Origin of the sequence: Brasilonema sp. UFV-L1 (assembly GCF_012912105.1) — a bacterium.
Classification (GTDB): domain Bacteria; phylum Cyanobacteriota; class Cyanobacteriia; order Cyanobacteriales; family Nostocaceae; genus Brasilonema.
The window spans coordinates 1-16,795 of the sequence record NZ_QMEA01000136.1; the positions used below are offsets into that span (position 1 = coordinate 1).

At 40.1% G+C, this 16,795-nt stretch carries 14 protein-coding genes; 10 read left to right on the forward strand and 4 right to left on the reverse strand.

Going from position 1 to position 16,795, the window contains the following annotated elements; genetic code table 11:
* Positions 1 to 556: 556 nt before the first annotated feature.
* The 10 genes from DP117_RS27405 (at position 557) to DP117_RS27445 (ending at position 11,664) form a co-directional block, all read left to right on the forward strand.
* Positions 557 to 2,764, forward strand: a complete 2,208-nt coding sequence (locus DP117_RS27405) for a hypothetical protein (RefSeq protein WP_169221366.1) — start codon at positions 557 to 559, stop codon at positions 2,762 to 2,764.
* Between the two features lie 12 nt (positions 2,765 to 2,776).
* Positions 2,777 to 5,038, forward strand: a complete 2,262-nt coding sequence (locus tag DP117_RS27410; protein ID WP_169221367.1) for a hypothetical protein — start codon at positions 2,777 to 2,779, stop codon at positions 5,036 to 5,038.
* 100 nt (positions 5,039 to 5,138) lie between these two features.
* Entirely contained in the window at positions 5,139 to 5,975 is an 837-nt protein-coding gene (locus DP117_RS27415; RefSeq protein WP_169221368.1) for a Pvc16 family protein, read from the forward strand.
* Between the two features lie 31 nt (positions 5,976 to 6,006).
* Positions 6,007 to 7,668 carry a phage tail sheath C-terminal domain-containing protein gene (locus DP117_RS27420; protein ID WP_169221369.1) on the forward strand — a complete coding sequence of 554 codons (1,662 nt, stop codon included), beginning with the start codon at positions 6,007 to 6,009 and terminating at the stop codon, positions 7,666 to 7,668.
* A 48-nt stretch (positions 7,669 to 7,716) separates the two neighbouring features.
* Positions 7,717 to 8,169, forward strand: coding sequence for a phage tail protein (locus DP117_RS27425; protein ID WP_339381018.1), 453 nt, complete (start codon positions 7,717 to 7,719; stop codon positions 8,167 to 8,169).
* Positions 8,170 to 8,422: 253 nt separating this feature from the next.
* Positions 8,423 to 8,899: a phage tail protein gene (locus DP117_RS27430; RefSeq protein ID WP_169221370.1), complete on the forward strand. Its 477-nt coding sequence runs from the start codon at positions 8,423 to 8,425 to the stop codon at positions 8,897 to 8,899.
* Between the two features lie 16 nt (positions 8,900 to 8,915).
* Positions 8,916 to 9,263, forward strand: coding sequence for a hypothetical protein (locus DP117_RS27435; RefSeq protein WP_169221371.1), 348 nt, complete (start codon positions 8,916 to 8,918; stop codon positions 9,261 to 9,263).
* Between the two features lie 33 nt (positions 9,264 to 9,296).
* Positions 9,297 to 9,677 carry a phage tail assembly protein gene (locus tag DP117_RS27440; protein ID WP_169221372.1) on the forward strand — a complete coding sequence of 127 codons (381 nt, stop codon included), beginning with the start codon at positions 9,297 to 9,299 and terminating at the stop codon, positions 9,675 to 9,677.
* Positions 9,674 to 9,823, forward strand: coding sequence for a DUF6760 family protein (locus tag DP117_RS37375; RefSeq protein WP_339381019.1), 150 nt, complete (start codon positions 9,674 to 9,676; stop codon positions 9,821 to 9,823). Before DP117_RS27440 ends, DP117_RS37375 begins: the two co-directional genes overlap by 4 nt.
* Complete coding sequence (locus DP117_RS27445) at positions 9,820 to 11,664, forward strand: methylglyoxal synthase (RefSeq protein ID WP_169221373.1); 1,845 nt, start codon at positions 9,820 to 9,822, stop codon at positions 11,662 to 11,664. The genes DP117_RS37375 and DP117_RS27445 overlap by 4 nt, the downstream gene beginning before the upstream one ends.
* Positions 11,665 to 11,675: 11 nt before the next feature.
* On the opposite strand, the gene DP117_RS27450 is transcribed toward DP117_RS27445, so the two are convergent.
* From DP117_RS27450 to DP117_RS27465, 4 genes are all read right to left on the reverse strand, one after another.
* Positions 11,676 to 12,275: an FHA domain-containing protein gene (locus tag DP117_RS27450; protein ID WP_169221374.1), complete on the reverse strand. Its 600-nt coding sequence runs from the start codon at positions 12,273 to 12,275 to the stop codon at positions 11,676 to 11,678.
* Positions 12,253 to 14,376 (reverse strand): substrate-binding domain-containing protein, encoded by a 2,124-nt coding sequence (locus tag DP117_RS27455; RefSeq protein ID WP_169221375.1) that lies wholly within the window; start codon positions 14,374 to 14,376, stop codon positions 12,253 to 12,255. The genes DP117_RS27450 and DP117_RS27455 overlap by 23 nt, the downstream gene beginning before the upstream one ends.
* A 119-nt stretch (positions 14,377 to 14,495) precedes the next feature.
* Positions 14,496 to 15,173, reverse strand: coding sequence for a response regulator transcription factor (locus DP117_RS27460; protein ID WP_169221376.1), 678 nt, complete (start codon positions 15,171 to 15,173; stop codon positions 14,496 to 14,498).
* A gap of 34 nt (positions 15,174 to 15,207) precedes the next feature.
* Complete coding sequence (locus tag DP117_RS27465; RefSeq protein WP_169221377.1) at positions 15,208 to 16,341, reverse strand: HAMP domain-containing sensor histidine kinase; 1,134 nt, start codon at positions 16,339 to 16,341, stop codon at positions 15,208 to 15,210.
* Positions 16,342 to 16,795: the final 454 nt, after the last annotated feature.

A 16,795-nucleotide genomic window follows, 5' to 3' on the forward strand; every position in this document is an offset into this window, starting at 1 on the left:
TAGTTTTGTATAGGTTTTTCGGAGCGGTTGCTAAGTTGCGATATCGCGTTGCAAGAGCGTATCCCCTTGGGACGAGAGTGGCTCGGAGTGGAGCATCACTAAAAAAATTCTAACCGGTTTTCATATCAGCACATGGATACTTTTTCTGGATTTACCATTCAGTACCCATACCTTAAACTTCTCTAAACTTTGTTAATTCTTAAATTATACCTTTAGCTAATGCTTAAACCAGTATTTGCTCTATATTTATTTATTATGGCAATCCTAAATGAATTGTGAGATATCTATTGGAAACAAACTGCCAAGCGCGCAGCGTGGACAAGAGGACATAGGCACCTTCGCGTAGCGTGCCCGCAGGGCATAGAACGCCAAGAAAAGAAAAAAGGAGAGTTTTCATGTTCTTCTTATTCACGTTCTTATTTTAAGATTGCTATATTCAGTTTAAATGACCACCAATAATGCCATATCTACAAGTTCTATTGCAAAAATTTTCGCGGATCTAAACTTTTTTTCTGATACGGGTTGCCCTACAGTATTGAAAAATTAATCCAATAACATGGAAAAAAGTCTCATAAATGCTAGCCTTTCTACGGAAAACTTAACATTTCGACGGGGCAGTTCTCCTGTAGCGTTTGAGGTGACTGTTAACAATAACAGCGATCAATTTGCCAATTTCCAACTAGAAGTTTCTGCACCAGGAGAAAATCAAAGTTCGGGATATAGCTGGTACAAGCTTACACCAGAAGTGGCAGCAGCTCAACCTCACGGCAGTAGTACGCGATTCCAAGTCTTAATTCTGAATACACCTATCCCCGGATTTGTAGGTATAGTCAACCTAACCGTAAAGATTTTTTCACCTCAGTTACGACAACAGCGCAGGCTTTTGCTGCGTCTCACAATTGAACCAGACGGTGGGCAAACACTTTTGAGTGTAGAATTGCCAGTGCGAGATTTCCAAGTTTACCCCCGCAATAGTGTTGATATACCTGCACGAGTGCGAAACTTAGGACAACAACCTGTTAATGCAGTGTTGCGTTTTACAAATATCGATCCCTTGTGGCTGGTTGGCGGTGCAGAACGAAGGTTATTAATAGATCCTGGTTCTTCAGCAGAAGTTAGATTTGAATGTCAACCCCCATCTGTTGTTCAAGCGCCGAGTCAAAATTATCCTTTCGCCATAGAAGCCACAGGTCATAATAGTATTCCAGCTAGAGGTGAAGGTAATTTAGAAGTTTTACCGATAGGTTTTGTAGAATTTCATACCACACCTAAACAGCAAAAAATTCCTTTCAAAAACAGATGGTTGCCTGACTGGAAGTCTCATTCAGCTACGTTTGAATTGGAATTTAAAAACGCCAGCAACCTCAAGCAGCAAGTCAATGTGCAAATGCAGGGAAAAGACTGGCGAAAATGTACTTTCGCAATCAATCCTCAAGATGCCAATCTGAATATAGGAGGAACAACTAAAGTCTTTTTAGATGTTAAAACAAAACGTCCTTGGGTTGGTCTTTCAAAAACTTTGTTGCTAGAAGCTAGAACAGAATTATTTGACCAACGTTTGGGTACTACAGACCCCGCTACACAAATACTAGAGTTAAAGGTTCTGCCAATAATACCTTTATGGTTACAGTTGGCAATCCTTGCATTACTCGCAGCTTTACTAGCACGATTACTTACACCTGCACCTGTTTCCCATACAAACTTTGTACAATCGGTTCGTATTAGTGGTGACGTATTATCAGTTGTGAGTGGTTCAGACGATTGCACGCTGCGACGTTGGAGAATCAATACAAACTTTTTAACAAGTAACTTAGAACCTGAAGGAGTGTATAGTAAATCGCCTGATGCTTGTGCTAAACGTCAACAATCTAAAGGTTTGTTGGCGATTACGACTCTTCCTGTACAAGCATTGCGACTTATGCCAGAAAACAACAATCGAGTTGCAGCAGGTTTAGATAATGGTATTATTCAGATATGGGATATACCCAAGGGTGAAAAAATACAGGAACTTAAAGATAAGCAAGATTTAACAGGTGATAAAGTATTTGATTTAGTATATGCCCCTGGCTCGCGTTACTTATTTAGCGGTCATGGAAGTGGTAAAGTACGGTTATGGTCTGCACCACCCAACAGTGATTTCCAAGCAGATCCACAACAAGTTATCGATTTACAATTTAAACAAAAGTTACAACGTTTTCCAATTAAGGCTTTGAGTCTTAGCCCAAATGGAAAAACTTTAGTGATTGCTGGAGAATTTAAGCGTTTCGTATTGTGGAATTGGAAACAACCGCAAGGATTTTTATTCGGACAACAAACACTAGAAGGAAGTGCGGGACTTGATGACTTTGTTTTCGGACTTGCTTTTGCGCCTTCAAAAGACAAAGAAATATTAGCAACTTCTGATTCTGATGGATATATTACCATTTGGGATTTAAAACAATGCAAGGCAAGCAAAAATTCAAATCCTCAAGAAGTCACTCAGTTAAATTGTCCGACGGTGGATCGTTGGCAAGCAGGAAGAGGTGCAGTACGCAGTGTGGCATTTAGCGAGGATGGTATGCTGGTCAGTGGTGGAGACGATCGCAAAGTCATGCTTTGGTTTTTAACTCCTGAATACAAGCTTGACAAAGCAAAAGCAGCAGAAGGTAGAAAAATTTACGAAACCTCGAAACCGATCATGAGTGTTGACGTGAAAAAAACTGAAGGTAAAACCTTTATTGTCAGCGGCGGTGAAGATTTTCAGGTCAAGCTGAACCGGTTTTAAAAAAGGAATAATATGCAGCAATTCATCCAAAATCCGCTACAAGTCATTATTGATCCGTCTGGTGTTCAATTTGGAATGCCAGGAGATCCTGTTGAACTGCATGTCACTATTATCAACCAAGGAGAGCAAAGCGCTGTTATTGATTTATTTCTAGATGAGGGATTGGAAACTTTAACCCGGAGTCACATTTTTCCTAGAGAAAGTCTGGCTTTAGATCCCCAACAAAGTCAACAAGTCACATTTCGGTTTGAAATTCCTATTGATACCTTACCAGGAACTTATGACTATACTCTAGTCGTAGATTCTCCTAATCATTATCCACAATATACACCGATAAATTACCCGCGCCAAATCAAAGTTCTGCTCAAAGAACAGACGGTGATTCGCGCTAACGATCCAACTTTTTCACTCCAGCCTGCTACTAACCCAAATAAACCTTTAGTTTTCAAGTTTGACGAAGCTTTGCAAGTAGAGGTAACAGTTCACAATCGCTCTAACCGCGTAGACCGTTTCCGTTTAAATTGCCCAGACTTAGACGATGACTGGTTTACAATTATTTATCCCAGAACAGGGGCAGAAGGTCAAGGGTTGTCTGATGTGACAGCGTTAGAATTACTTCCTAGCGATCGCGGTCAAATCAGATTAGAATTGCGTCCACCCAGAGATATTTTTGCCGGAAATTACTCTCCAACAGTCCGCTTGCATTCAGAAAACTCTCCAGATTTAGTTTTGTTGGAATTGGTGTATATTTTGGTTCCAACGATTTATCGCTTAGATGTAGAATTGAATACCATCTTGGGACAAGTTAGTCGTAGCCCAGGCAAGTATGAAGTTAAACTGGTTAACCAAGGTAACACTGTGCGCGAACTGATGTTCAGCGCCAGAACCAGAGATGAAGAAGAATTGTGTACGTATGAATACGCTCCATTAGAATTAAAATTATTACCAAGTAAAAAAGCTGGAGTCAATTTGACAGTTAAGCCTGGTCCTTGGTGGCGGCGATCGCTTTTTGGAGGAGGACAAGTTCTCAACTTTCAAGTAGACATTAAAGACAAGCAAGATTTACCGCTTTCTGACACATTACCGACAGGAACTTTGTTATGGAAAGCCCGCCCTTGGTGGCAATTTTTGCTGTTGATTTTAGTGATTTTGGGAATATTAGGAGGCTTAGGATACCTGATTTGGCGACTTTTAAACCCTGAACCTTTGAGGTTAGAAAATTTTCAGGCAAATGCTCCTCAAATTACAGAAGGCGATCAGGTACGTTTAAACTGGGAAATTCACAACTATAAACAATTGCAAAAACTGGTTGTGATACAAACACAACCGCCACGCAAAGAGCCAATATTAAATAACAGCCTTAACGAACTTACGGCTAAAAGTAATGCAAAGACATCTCCTTGTGTACGACAAAAAGAATCGCTGATTTGCAGAAATATTACCACCGGAGTGACGAAAAAAGATAAATACACTTTTGAGCTAAAAGCATATTATCGCAAAAATATCCCGCTGATTCCCCAAACTGACCTAGTAGCAACCAAAACGCTTCCTGTTGAAATACTTGAGAAACCGATAGCAAAAGTAGTTTCCTTTAATACAGATAAAACAGAATATAGAAACGGTGAAAAAATACTTTTTAGTTGGAAAATTCAACTTCTAAATGACCTGAAAAGAATTGAGATTACTGACAAGGGAGATGATGGAACATCATCTGGAGCAGCAGTAAATTATAATTTTAAACAAGGTAGTGTTCCCCCTGACAATATCAAAAAGCTGTGCAAAAACGATGCTCAAAATCAACAACAGACTTGTACAAATGTCCCTTATGTGGTAAAAAAGCCAGGAAACTTCACTTTTCAATTAAAAGCTTTTTCTCAAGGTAGCGATCGCCTGAGTGTTGAACAGACTCAGAATAAGATTAAAGTCTTACCATTACCATTAAGAATAATTTATTTCAGACTCAACGGTAGTGAGGAACCTTCTAGGGTTTTTAAAGAGGGCGATATTCTAACTATAGAATGGAAAGTCGAGGGAGACAAAGGTACTAGTGTTGAGCTTTCTCCTCCCTTTGGGACAGTTAAAGAACTACAAGGCAAGAGACAAATTACAGCCAATCAAGGTTTACAATCTCCAATTGAGCTTAAAGTAAGCGATCCATTTGGTTCACCACCTCAGACAAAAGGATTTGCCTTCCAAATCAACAAACCTGAGCCTCCTGCGACACCCAGCAATACTGTTACCCCTATACAACCTAATAATATTCCAGTGCCCTAGCGCAAGCCTTTTTAAAAATATCGACAAAAGTCTAATTAACTTCAGAAGCTTAATACAGATAATCTAAATATATCTGGATTACTACCAGTACAAAAGCTTCATGCTTATCTTCGTTCTTCAAACTTTAGCGGAAATTTTAGCTGGAGGAACATCACTTACCAGTACAGAGCAAATTGAGTTTAGTCATCCCAGTAATCGCAAAGAAGAGGGTGGGGGACCGACTCTCAATTTGTACATTTATGATATTCGTGAGAGTAAGCAATTTCAACAATCGGGAAGGCAAGTGGAACGCAAGCTGACACGGAGTTTGCAACCTGCTACTGTAAGTTGGACACCCAATTGGTTTGATGTCTCGCTGTTATTGACAGTTTGGGATAGAACAGCTTTGGGTGAGTATCACCTTATGAGCGAAGCCTTAACCGTGCTGCTACGCCATCGTTCCCTGCGTGAGGAATTTTTAGTTCCAGAATTGCGCGGCTATGGCAATTTGACTATGACAGTTTCTCTAGATCCGACAATAGAAGCTGGGTCTTTATGGAGTGCTTTAACTATACCCTTGCGTCCAGCTTTGTATCTGACAATGACAGTACCATTTGAGGCACAAAGTACTTCAGTACCTTTAGTGTGGCAACGAATTCTTCAACTGCAAAATCAATTGCAAAATGGAAGTATTGAAACTGTCACTAAGCAGGTAGCGATCGCCGGAATCGTCAAAAGCGCAGTCACAAATCTGCCACTTTTTGCCACAGAAGTAAAAGTGGTGGGAATGCAAAAATCAACAACCAGTGACAAAGAAGGGCTGTTCTTTTTTGAAGACCTTCGTCTGGGTAACTATGTTTTGACACTGAATTGTCCAGACTATTTACTTCAAAATGTCAATGTATTAGTGGATAGCCCAAATTGCACCTTCAAAGAAGTTTTACTAACTCCTGCTTAAGATCGCTTTTTACATACTGGGAGATATTTGCATGGCTAGACTTGATTACTTTGCCCCTGGTGTATATATAGAAGAAATTGACCGGGGTAGCCGACCGATTGAAGGTGTCAGTACGGCTGTTGCCGGGTTTGTCGGCTTTACAGAAGATATTCGTGACGGGGCTGAACTCTTTAAGCCCATGCTAGTCACGAATTGGACGCAATATTTAAACTACTTTGCCCGTCCTAATTCTAATGGTTTTACTGAGTTCAATGCCTATTTGCCTTTTGCAGTCTATGGCTACTTCATGAATGGTGGCGGTCGGTGTTGGATTACGAGTATTGGGACTCAGCTACCAGGAACTCCCAAACCTCCAACACCGGAACCTGCAACTTTGCGAATTACCGGTCGAGGTAATCGTCCATCCCTGCGCTTTACACTGCGCCCTGAGCAAGCAGCAATGGGAGGGATTACGATCTTAGTTATTGATAGTGGACCTCGCCCCCTACCAGAAGGTACTGAAGGAGAACCGCCACCAAATACAGGTGAATACTTTAAAATCCAAATTCGCCGGGGAGATGAAACCCTTGAGGAATACGATAATTTAACGATGAACCGCGAACCTGCGACTCAGGTAGCAACTTATGCGATCGCGGCATTGAGAAATTCCATATATGTCACACTAGAAGACATTTCTCAAACTGGACAGCCTTTAGCGCGTCGTCCGGGGAATGGTCAGTACGAACTAGCACTGCCAATTGTAGCCACTCCACGTGATAGATTTTCCAGTGATTTAGAAGGGGTACGCGATGACCGCACAGGGGTGCGTGGGATTTTTGAAATTGATGAAATCACAATGCTGGCGTGTCCCGATTTAATGCGGGCTTATGAAGCTCAAGTCATGAACTTAGAGCAAGTCCACGGCATTATAGAACTGATGATTAGTATGTGCGAGGGTTCTGCCAGTGGTGATATTCCTAATCCACCTAACCGCATGGTTCTCATTGATCCGCCTCCAGAATTTGTGAAACCTCAACAAGTGGTGGACTGGTTGCAGAATCAATTTAACCGTCGTTCGATGTTTGGTGCCCTTTATTACCCTTGGATTAAAGTACCTAACCCCCGCGAAAACGGTAAACCAATTCTCGTACCTCCTTGCGGTCATGTCATGGGTGTTTGGTCACGCACTGACGAAACTCGTGGAGTTTACAAAGCCCCTGCAAATGAAGTGCCCAGAGGCGTGATTGGTTTGGGCTATGATACCAATTTCCGCGAGCAAGAACTCTTGAACCCTTTGGGGATCAATTGCATTCGCAACTTCCCAAATCGAGGTATCCGCATCTGGGGAGCAAGAACTTTAGTTGAACCAGATAAAACTGAGTGGCGTTATATCAGCGTCCGCAGGCTGATTAGCTACATCGAAAAATCAATTGAATTAGGCACTCAATGGGCAGTTTTTGAACCCAATGATGAAGATTTGTGGGCGCGTGTGCGGCGCACAGTCAGTAACTTCCTAGAACGCATATGGCGTGAGGGTGCATTATTTGGGGCGACACCTGAACAAGCATACTATGTCAAGTGCGATGCAGAATTGAATCCCCCCGAAACGATGATTCTTGGTCGCCTTTATGTTGAAGTCGGTGTTTGTCCGGTAAGACCTGCAGAGTTTGTTGTCTTCCGGATCAGCCAATGGAATGGCGTTGAAGGTGAGTAATTTTTTTATCCAATTTATCCACTTTATTGATTATTTAGGAGTTTGATCGTGTCTGAATTTTTAACTGCTTCTCGGTTTTATTTTGAAGCACAAGGTCTTGAGCAAAAAATTATTAAAGAAGTCAGTGGTTTAAGCGTTGAATCAACTCCAGCCCAAGAAGTTCATGGTTCATCCAAAGGAGGTCAAGCCACTCGTCAAGCCACCCCTACAGTTGCCAAGTTCACTAACGTTACCCTCAAGCTAGTTGCCACTAGTAATATGGATCTCTACAAGTGGTACGAAGATTGCAACAAGAATTTGGGAGGTAAGAGCGATTGGACCAACAAACGTAAAGATGGTTCCGTATCCGCTTACGATCAGGCTGGTGCGATGCAAGCCCGTTGGGAGATCAAGTTCTGCTACCCCTGTAAATATACAGGTCCTACCTTCACTGCTTCTTCAGGTGATATGGCGACAGAGACTATAGAATTGGTTCACGAAGGCATTCAACGAGTTCAATAAAATTAGGGTAGCTAAATTGAATATAGTGCTCTAAAACTTTAACAAGTTGATGTAAATGTTACTCCCTTCCCACTATAAAATTACCTATCTTCTTTTTTCTTCCTATGCGCCAAGGGCGCACGCTGCGCTAAAGCGTCCTTAGCGTCCTTCGCGGTTTTTTAAATAGGTATTCTTTGGGCGGAAAGGGAGTAGTTCATGGAGGCATGCAGTGTATGCCTCCTTAAATTACCCAAGCAAGTAATAGACATAGACAGTGGCTGAATTTGAAATTCTCACACCTCATCGCTTCTACTTAGAACTGAAGTTAGATAACTCCAGCGAACCCGTAGATGGAATTTTCTTGGAATGTCAGGGATTTAAACGGACACAAGATGTGATAGAAATCTGCGAAGTCACACCTAACAAATGGGGTTCAGCCAACAAAGGTTTGGCGGTTAGAACTAAGATTCCTGGCAATGTCAAAAGTGGTAATCTGACTTTGCGTAGAGGTATGACCTTTTCTATAGCGTTTTGGAATTGGTTTCAAGCAGTTCAAGACGGTAAGTGGGCTTCTCAACGTAAAAATGCTTCTTTGACTATCTACGACCAAGCGGCAAAAGAGCAAGCAAGATTTGAATTAGCTGGTGCTTGGCCGGCTAGTTATAAAATTGCCGATGTTAGCGCCCGTAGCACTGAGATAGAAATTGAAGAAGTTGAAGTTGCTTTCGAGGAATTTAAACGCGTGAAGTGAAGTCATTAGGACGATTATGTTTCCCACAGAGTTTGAAATTACACTGCCCAAAGGATATCTAGATTCTGATGGCAACCTCCATCGCAAGGGTATAATGCGATTATCAACTGCAATTGATGAGATAGCACCTCTGCGCGATCCACGTGTCAAATCAAATCCAGCGTATGCCACGATTATTATTTTGTCGCGCGTGATTACTCGCTTGGGGGCTTTATCTGAAATAAGTCCTGCAATAGTGGAAAACTTTTTTTCCCAGGATTTAAATTATCTCCAAGATTTTTACCGTCAAATCAATGGCTTGGAAAGCGAAACTACAGTAACAGAAAATACTGTAACCTCGCCCGAACCACTCGTTCATCATTAAAAAAACTAGAAAAAAATTAGAAAATAGCTGTCTATGCGCCGCAAAGATAGTCTCTGTACTGAGTTTGCCTTCACTCTTCCCAGAGGTTTAATTGATGCCCAAAACCGAGTGCATCGTCATGGAGTCATGCGTTTAGCCACTGCAAAAGATGAAATTTTGGTGCAAAAAGAGCCGAAAGTTCAGGAAAACCCTGCTTATGGGGTTTTAGTGATGCTTTCAAGAGTGATTACTCGCTTAGGTAGTTTGAACCAAGTTAATTCTGATTTACTTGAAGAACTGATTCTACCTGACATTGCTTATCTTAGGGAATTGTACAACCGGATTAATCAGCAAGGAAATGCATTAATTCCAACTCAATGTCCTCACTGCAATACTGAATTTTCAGTCAAACTAAAGCTAGCGGGGGAGTCATAAGCTACCCCTCAGATAAATTATATGAGGAGGTAGCTTTTATTGCTTATCATTTTCATTGGTCACAAGATGATATTTTGAATTTAGAACACACTACCCGCCAGCAGTGGGTAACAGAAATTAATAAAATTAACCAAAAATTAATATGAAAGTTAAAATTAGCCATTCACTAACTTTAAATGAATCCCAAGAACTTGACCTTTCCCTAACAACTAAAAAAGGAAAAGAATGGATCATTGGTCGTTCTCCTGATTCTGATGTGTTCTTAGATAGTTCTGATGTCAGTAGGTTGCACGGAAAGTTCTTTTTTCAGGGAGGTAATTACTATTTCTCTGACATTGGCAGTAGAAATGGCTCAATGATCAACGGAAAATTAGCAGAAAAAAATCAAGCTTATATATTAAGGGATAAAGATATTATCCGCATCGGAGATTTCATTCTGGTGATGGAAGAAACTATTTCTTTGTCTCAGCAAGCAGAGACAGTAGTTAGAATTATAAGTCCTTCACAGTTTTCTAATTGGCGCTCAACTGAAAACCCAGAGAATATTAGTGTTGAAAATCAAACACCAAGTCAAGTAGAAACTCCTGTAGCTCAAGAATCTAGTCCAACTCCACAAATCGTAGAAACTCCTAAAATCGCAGAGAATATTAGTGTTGAAAATCAAACACCAAGCGAAGTAGAAACTCCTGTAGCTCAAGAATCTAGTCCAACTCCACAAATCGTGGAAACTCCTGAAATTGCAGAGAATGTTAGTGTTGAAAATCAAACACCAAGCGAAGTAGAAACTCCAGAACTTGCCAAGGCTGATTCTCTAAAATTAGATGAATTTTCGTCAGCATCAACGTTGATACAGGTTGAGAGTGCAGCTACTCCAGCTGAGGCGATCGCCACAAATGAAAACACGATACAACAGGATGAGGCAGCAATTGTTGCTCCCATTAGCAATAAAGCTACAGATACTGCACCTCCAGCAGAGGAAGAAGTCAAAGCAGATGTTGGTAGCCCTATCCCAGAAATAGAACACCCAGATTTTACTTATGTTCAACCCCGTAATATTATTAACCAATCTCCTGAGGAAATAACTCTAGAAGAAAGTACCTCTGATTCAGCAGTCAGTGCTGAAACCGAATTAACTGAAGACAAGGCAAGAGAAACTATCAATGATGTGACTCCAGAAACAGAACGATTAGATTACACCATAGTTCAGCCGCGCGATATTTCTGAGCAATTTCCTGAAGAAAAAACCACGCCAGAAACGACTGATGAGCCTGCCGAAGTTGTCATTGTTGTTGCCTCACAAGAGCACAAAGACTTGGTTTTAAATAACATAGAATCTTTGCAAACAACAGAAGCAGAAACGCCTATATCTACTCAAGATTCAAAAGAAGTAGAAAGCGAAGACTTAGTTTTAAAAAACATAGAATCTTTAAAAACAACAGAAGCAGAAACACCTGTTTCTACTCAAGATTCAGAAGAAGTAGAAGAAGCAATTGTGCCTGAAGCGACGATTATTTCCGAATCTGATTCAGTTAATCAAACGAGTGAAGAAGTTTCCGAAACAGAACAAGCAAGTGTCAGTGAGTATCCTGAAAGTTTAGCTCAAAAACGTATAGTACTCATAGCTCACGAAACCAAGAAATCAGAACTCGTTGATTTTGTCACCGAATATCAAAAGTTTTTCTCTATATGCCACACGTTAGCATGGTCATCTGTTAGTGAAGTTTTGCATCAACAAGCAGGCATAACTATTAGCGAACAAATTCCCGCCGGAACATCTGGAGGATATCAATCAATAGCTGCATTAATTGCCTCAAGAGAAGTAACAGCCGTGATTTTCCTCAGAGATTTTCTGCAACCTCAACCTGGTCAAGCAAATGAAGATGCGATGTTGAGGTTATGCAATATTAACGAGGTTCTTGTTGCAACTAACGTTGTCACAGCACGGGCGATCGTACATTATATTAGTCACATTGAGTCAAGAAGATAAAGTGAATTATATTACATTACCACTACCTGAAAATTAATGAGATTCTCCTGACCAAGTTTTAACGAATCGCCATTAAACAGACGATATTGCACACCAGGAGTCAGAAGATTACCGTTTAAATAAACACCATTTGTACTCATGTCAACAATCATGTATGCATTTTGTGACCAGTCCCAATAGATTCGTGCATGGCGACGAGAAATTATCCCCTCGTTAGGAATACCAGTTAGATCAATTTCTGGCGGAAGGGTCATACTCTGACTACGACGACCAATATAACCAGCTTCTCCAGCCAAACTGTATTCTCTTCCAGAAGAGTGAATCAGTTTCAGAAGTGGGAACCTTTGGGGCGCAGGGGTATAAGACGGTTGTGGCTGTACATAAGGAACCCGTTGCTGTTCAACTGTAAAATGAGTCGAGTTTGGGTAGCGCGGTTGTTCTACTACTGGTGGCGAAGCCTGAGTGTAAGGCGGTGGTGTGTTGGGTTGTGCTGGTGGAGAGGAAATGACATTACCCACAGGTGTACCACACATAGGGCACACTCTAGCATTATTGGGTAAAACACGGTTAAAATAGTCGCAGTTTTGGTTAGGGCAGCGATTTGCAGACATAATTTTCTGGCATAGATTGTAAGGGTACAAGCCCTACTTTACTTAGTAGACACTGACCTTGACGAGTAGTAAGTACATCAGCAAACAAAGAACCGGCTTCGAGACGGCTATCATTTTTAGGGTACACCACAAATAAAGGATAGCTTAAGGCATAGCTTTTAAAAGCTTTAACATCAAAGTATGTTCTTGATTTACCACATAAATTATCCTCTGGAGTGACACGACGACGGTCCGGCTTATGAAACAGAGGTTGAATAGCTGGGTTTTTCCCATCAACTATAGCTAGAGGATAGCCGTTACATTGATCCCAAGTTTTACTAAGAATACCAAAACTAATAATACCAGGATTCTTGCCTGCCCGAAGCTCACTACTAATCTGCCGTAGGGTGTCTTTTGTCTCCTTTTTGTTGTTAGTGACTGTTGTTTCAAAGTCAGCTATGTTCTGAGGATTGTTTTTTAAAACAATTTTTTTAAATAAACTAATCGCTTCCGGTTCTGTTGGAGAATATGGTGTTATCGGTAAATTAGAACCCCCCAGTTCTTGCCAATTTTTAATTTTGCCAGTATAAATTTTTTGCAGATTTTCTAGAGAAATTTTTCCTTCAAGAACAGTGGGAAGATTTCCGTCTTTCTTGGTAGATGTGACAAAAACAAGTAAACCATCATAAGCAATAGGCTTTTTATTTAAATCATCAGTGACTTTATCTTCTAAACTAGTGATTGCAAAGGAATATTTATTGTCTGTTCGTACTTTTTCTATAGGGCTACTGGAATTTTGTCTATCTGTGGTAACCTCTTCGTAATTAAATGTTGCTTCAACATTTGGGATTGGCTTAGTCAATAATTCTTTGAAACGGTTTCCACTTTCTGGACTCTGTTCTACAACAAAAGTCCATGTACTATTCTTTTCTACTGTGTAGATAAATTTTCCGCGAGTCATGCTCGTGACGTCAGAGAATTGGGTGAGTAATTTGTTCCAATCAGTGTAGTCGTCTTGCGATTTACTCAGCATCCCAAATAAAAACCAGATTCCCCCTCCCAGCAATAACAAAGCAAGGAATGCTAGGAAAATTAAAGGTATTCGGAAACGGTTTTTTTCTTGCTCAGGGCTAACCGACGGTTTCAAACTATTTGCATCACCTTCTAATGGTAGTTGCGACAATGTTAGACGAGCAACTTCTGCACTTTCAAAAGGATTTTCCAACCCAAGTAACCTATACAGGAAATGCTTTAAATCATTATCAGTATTGGGCCAATGTTGAGCATCTTTAGGATCGAGAGGCTGACCATTGGCAGAATTTGTTGTCCGTCCCACCCATAAGTAAAAAGCCACTAATCCTAATGACTTTAAATCCTGTTCTGGTTTCGGTGGTGCTGGTTGAGGAATAGAGGGTGGAATAAATAAATTTTCCCACAGAGCGAAATCACAAAGGTATACATAAAATGATTGATTTTTTTCTATTTTAATTAAAATACTATCTAAACTTATGTTGCCGTGAACTAAACCTTTCTGTACTTGATTTGAAGGCAAAAGTAGCTTTTGAGTGTGGAGAAATTCCAAGGTTTGTAGAACTTGATTAAGTACTTCGCGTACCGCAGATGCAGTCATCGCCCCTTGAGTTATGAGATATTTACTTAAAGTTTGGGATGGTTCGACGTCGTTAGTGATTAAATAGCAGCGTTCTGTTTTTTCATCGGCGATCGCCTCAGGGTAGTTAACAAGACGAAAGTTTTGGTTTCTCCCATCTGCTAAATTCACCCCCGCCACCCGTTTGAAAGTTTCTTTGCGCTTAGAACTTTCGTCATGATTAAATGAACGTTCGGGTAGGAGGTATTCTTTAATCACCACAGCTCGCTGATCTTGGAGTTGGATACCTGAGTACAAACGCCCCAAACCCCGCACACCCAAAAAACTGTTGACTTGGTAAATACCCCGATTTCCTTTAATCTCAGCAAGATGAGCTAAAGTCGCAGGAAAACCGCATTCCAGACAAAATTTAGCACCTTTGACGAACTGCGCTGTCTGCAAAGGGCGATCGCAAGTTAAGGGATTGTTATACGAGCAGCTGTATTGTCTATAAAAAGATTCAACTGAAGACATATACAAAGTGTTTGGTGAATTAAGTTTATTGCTTGTTCGTCAATAGATATTGCATATGACACCAAACCGATTTCTGAAAGCAAACCTAGTTTATTGACTTCTGATTTCAAGAAATCGGTTTAAGCTTGAACCAGTCCTAGCTTGATTGCAGCAACAATAGCTTGAGTACGGCTAGTCACCTTCAATTTTTCAAAAATACTTGTGAGATGAGCTTTGACAGTTGCAACTGTTACATATAAATGTTTAGAAATTTCTTCGTTAGAAGCACCTTGAGTTAACCAATGTAAAACTTCTTGCTCTCTTTGTGTTAAGTGAAGTTGATGGCTAGCAGTCACACAAGAGTTTGAATAAGCTTGAAAATACCGAAAAAACCCACTAGCAACCTTTGAAGGTAAATAAATCTCAGACTGAATCACAGTGTTAATAGCTTCACACAACTGAGTGACCAAATGATTTTTAAAAACGTAACCCGAAGCACCAGCCTGCATTGCTCGGAAAACCCAATCATCTTCTTGATGAGCTGACAGTACTAAAACTTTACCAGTGTAAGAAATTTCTTTGAGATGTAGCAAAGTTGTAATTCCATCACCCTCTGTTAATTCCAAATCCAGCAAAATTAAATCTGGGTACTTTTGGGTTGTGAATTTTAAAACTTGATCTACAGATTCTGCTTCACCTACAACTTCTAACACTAACGAAGAATTAATACTATAAAAGCTGAGAAGAGTACGTAGCCCTTGGCGAAACTGTTCTTCGTCATCTACAAGCAAAACTGAAAGTTTTTGACTGCTAACCATCTTCCAAACTCCCTAAATATTTGTTGCTAAATACCTAAATATTTGTAGGTCGAGTTGTAGGTCGAGGCAATATTAAACAAAATTGCGCTCCACCTTGAGATAAACTTTGCGCCCACAGGCTTCCTTGATGATCTAGAACAATTTTTTTCGCAATAGTTAAACCAAGACCTGTACCTCCTGGACGGCGAGAATAAAAAGGGGTAAATATTTTTTTGATATCTTCTTGAGACAATCCTGGTCCTTCGTCTGAGATTTTGATGAAAACTTCACTTTGAAAAATCTGCCAGCTACAAGTAATAGTTCCGAAATCAGGACTAAAGTGAACCGCATTACTTAGTATATTGTCAAACACTTGCTTCATTTGCAAGCGGTCTATTGCCAGACTAGTAGATGTCTCAGGAATACATATTTTTAGCTGCTTTTGGTCAATACAAGGTTCTAAGCATTTTAGACTTTCGGCTAATATACTTCTTAAGTCTTGAAGGGCTATCTTTAATTTAGCGCTTTGACCACAATCAAGGAGCTGTGTTAGGTTAGTATCTAGATTTTGTATGCTGTCCCGAATGATTATTGCCTGCTCTTGCTGGGGGAGGTTATCTTGTAATTTTAAGTATAAATTATGTGCATGCAATCCAATCAGAGCTAAAGAATTTCGTAATTGATGACCGACTCGATGAAGTATCTCCTCCAACAGTTTTATTTCAGATTTTTGTCTGTTATTTTCTAAAACAATATCTGTGTACTTGCTCAACAGCATGGCAGATAAAATGACAGAATTCTGCAAATTCGAGGCAAGAGGTTGATGGGCAATTATCTGAATATATTCTGGCTTTTGATTCTTATATCCGATTGGGCAAATGTAAGAAATTGATTGAAAATCCTTGAGTTGTACCTCATGGAATGTAAAAGCAGGAGGGTAGTCTGCAAGCCATTCTTCTGACCTCAAATAAGCTAAATTTTTCTGAGAAAAAGGTTGTTGCGTTTGAGCGTATTTTATCACCTCTTCATGAACTTTCCGCGAAGAATTATGATAGACAATACGAACAAAAAAAATAGGATGTTGACTTATTAACTGCTCAGATTGCAGTTGATATAAACTTGGAATATCTAAGGAACTTGAATCATTAAAATTATTTCTTAGTTTTTGGAGAGAAAAGCCTACCGTCATCGCCTTCACTCACTTTTTTCAATAATACAATTATATAGTGTTATCTCAGGCAAACTTATACAAAATAAAAAATCTTTTTTTAAGAATTCGCCTTGAAACAAACGTTGTCGAAGCTAAGTAAGATTCAGTTACATTTGTAGTTAACTTTTTTTAAAATTAATTAACTTACTTCGCACTACCAAATTACTTTTTTCCTGCAAGTACTAGACTAAAGAAAGCCACTTTCTGTCTAGATTTCATTGGTAAATCAAGTATAATTACGCATAAAACTCAAAAAGTAGCGAATTTTACATATTTTTGAGGTCAGAGATTGGATAAATAGCCTTTGATGTTCTATAGGTGTGAGCGAAATCAACTTATGCACTTCACAAAGACAAAGATTTGTACATTGACAGATGAGGTAGGGGAGGTAGGGGGAGTAAGCGGAGTAGGGGGAGTAAAGGAGGTAGGGGGA

Bases quoted from the DNA above. Each gene is read 5' to 3' on its own strand.
- DP117_RS27405 (WP_169221366.1), top strand. From the start codon at position 557: ATGGAAAAAAGTCTCATAAATGCTAGCCTTTCTACGGAAAACTTAACA.
- DP117_RS27410 (WP_169221367.1), top strand. From the start codon at position 2,777: ATGCAGCAATTCATCCAAAATCCGCTACAAGTCATTATTGATCCGTCT.
- DP117_RS27415 (WP_169221368.1), top strand. From the start codon at position 5,139: ATGCTTATCTTCGTTCTTCAAACTTTAGCGGAAATTTTAGCTGGAGGA.
- DP117_RS27420 (WP_169221369.1), top strand. From the start codon at position 6,007: ATGGCTAGACTTGATTACTTTGCCCCTGGTGTATATATAGAAGAAATT.
- DP117_RS27435 (WP_169221371.1), top strand. From the start codon at position 8,916: ATGTTTCCCACAGAGTTTGAAATTACACTGCCCAAAGGATATCTAGAT.
- DP117_RS27440 (WP_169221372.1), top strand. From the start codon at position 9,297: ATGCGCCGCAAAGATAGTCTCTGTACTGAGTTTGCCTTCACTCTTCCC.
- DP117_RS27445 (WP_169221373.1), top strand. From the start codon at position 9,820: ATGAAAGTTAAAATTAGCCATTCACTAACTTTAAATGAATCCCAAGAA.
- DP117_RS27450 (WP_169221374.1), bottom strand. From the start codon at position 12,275: ATGTCTGCAAATCGCTGCCCTAACCAAAACTGCGACTATTTTAACCGT.
- DP117_RS27455 (WP_169221375.1), bottom strand. From the start codon at position 14,376: ATGTCTTCAGTTGAATCTTTTTATAGACAATACAGCTGCTCGTATAAC.
- DP117_RS27460 (WP_169221376.1), bottom strand. From the start codon at position 15,173: ATGGTTAGCAGTCAAAAACTTTCAGTTTTGCTTGTAGATGACGAAGAA.
- DP117_RS27465 (WP_169221377.1), bottom strand. From the start codon at position 16,341: ATGACGGTAGGCTTTTCTCTCCAAAAACTAAGAAATAATTTTAATGAT.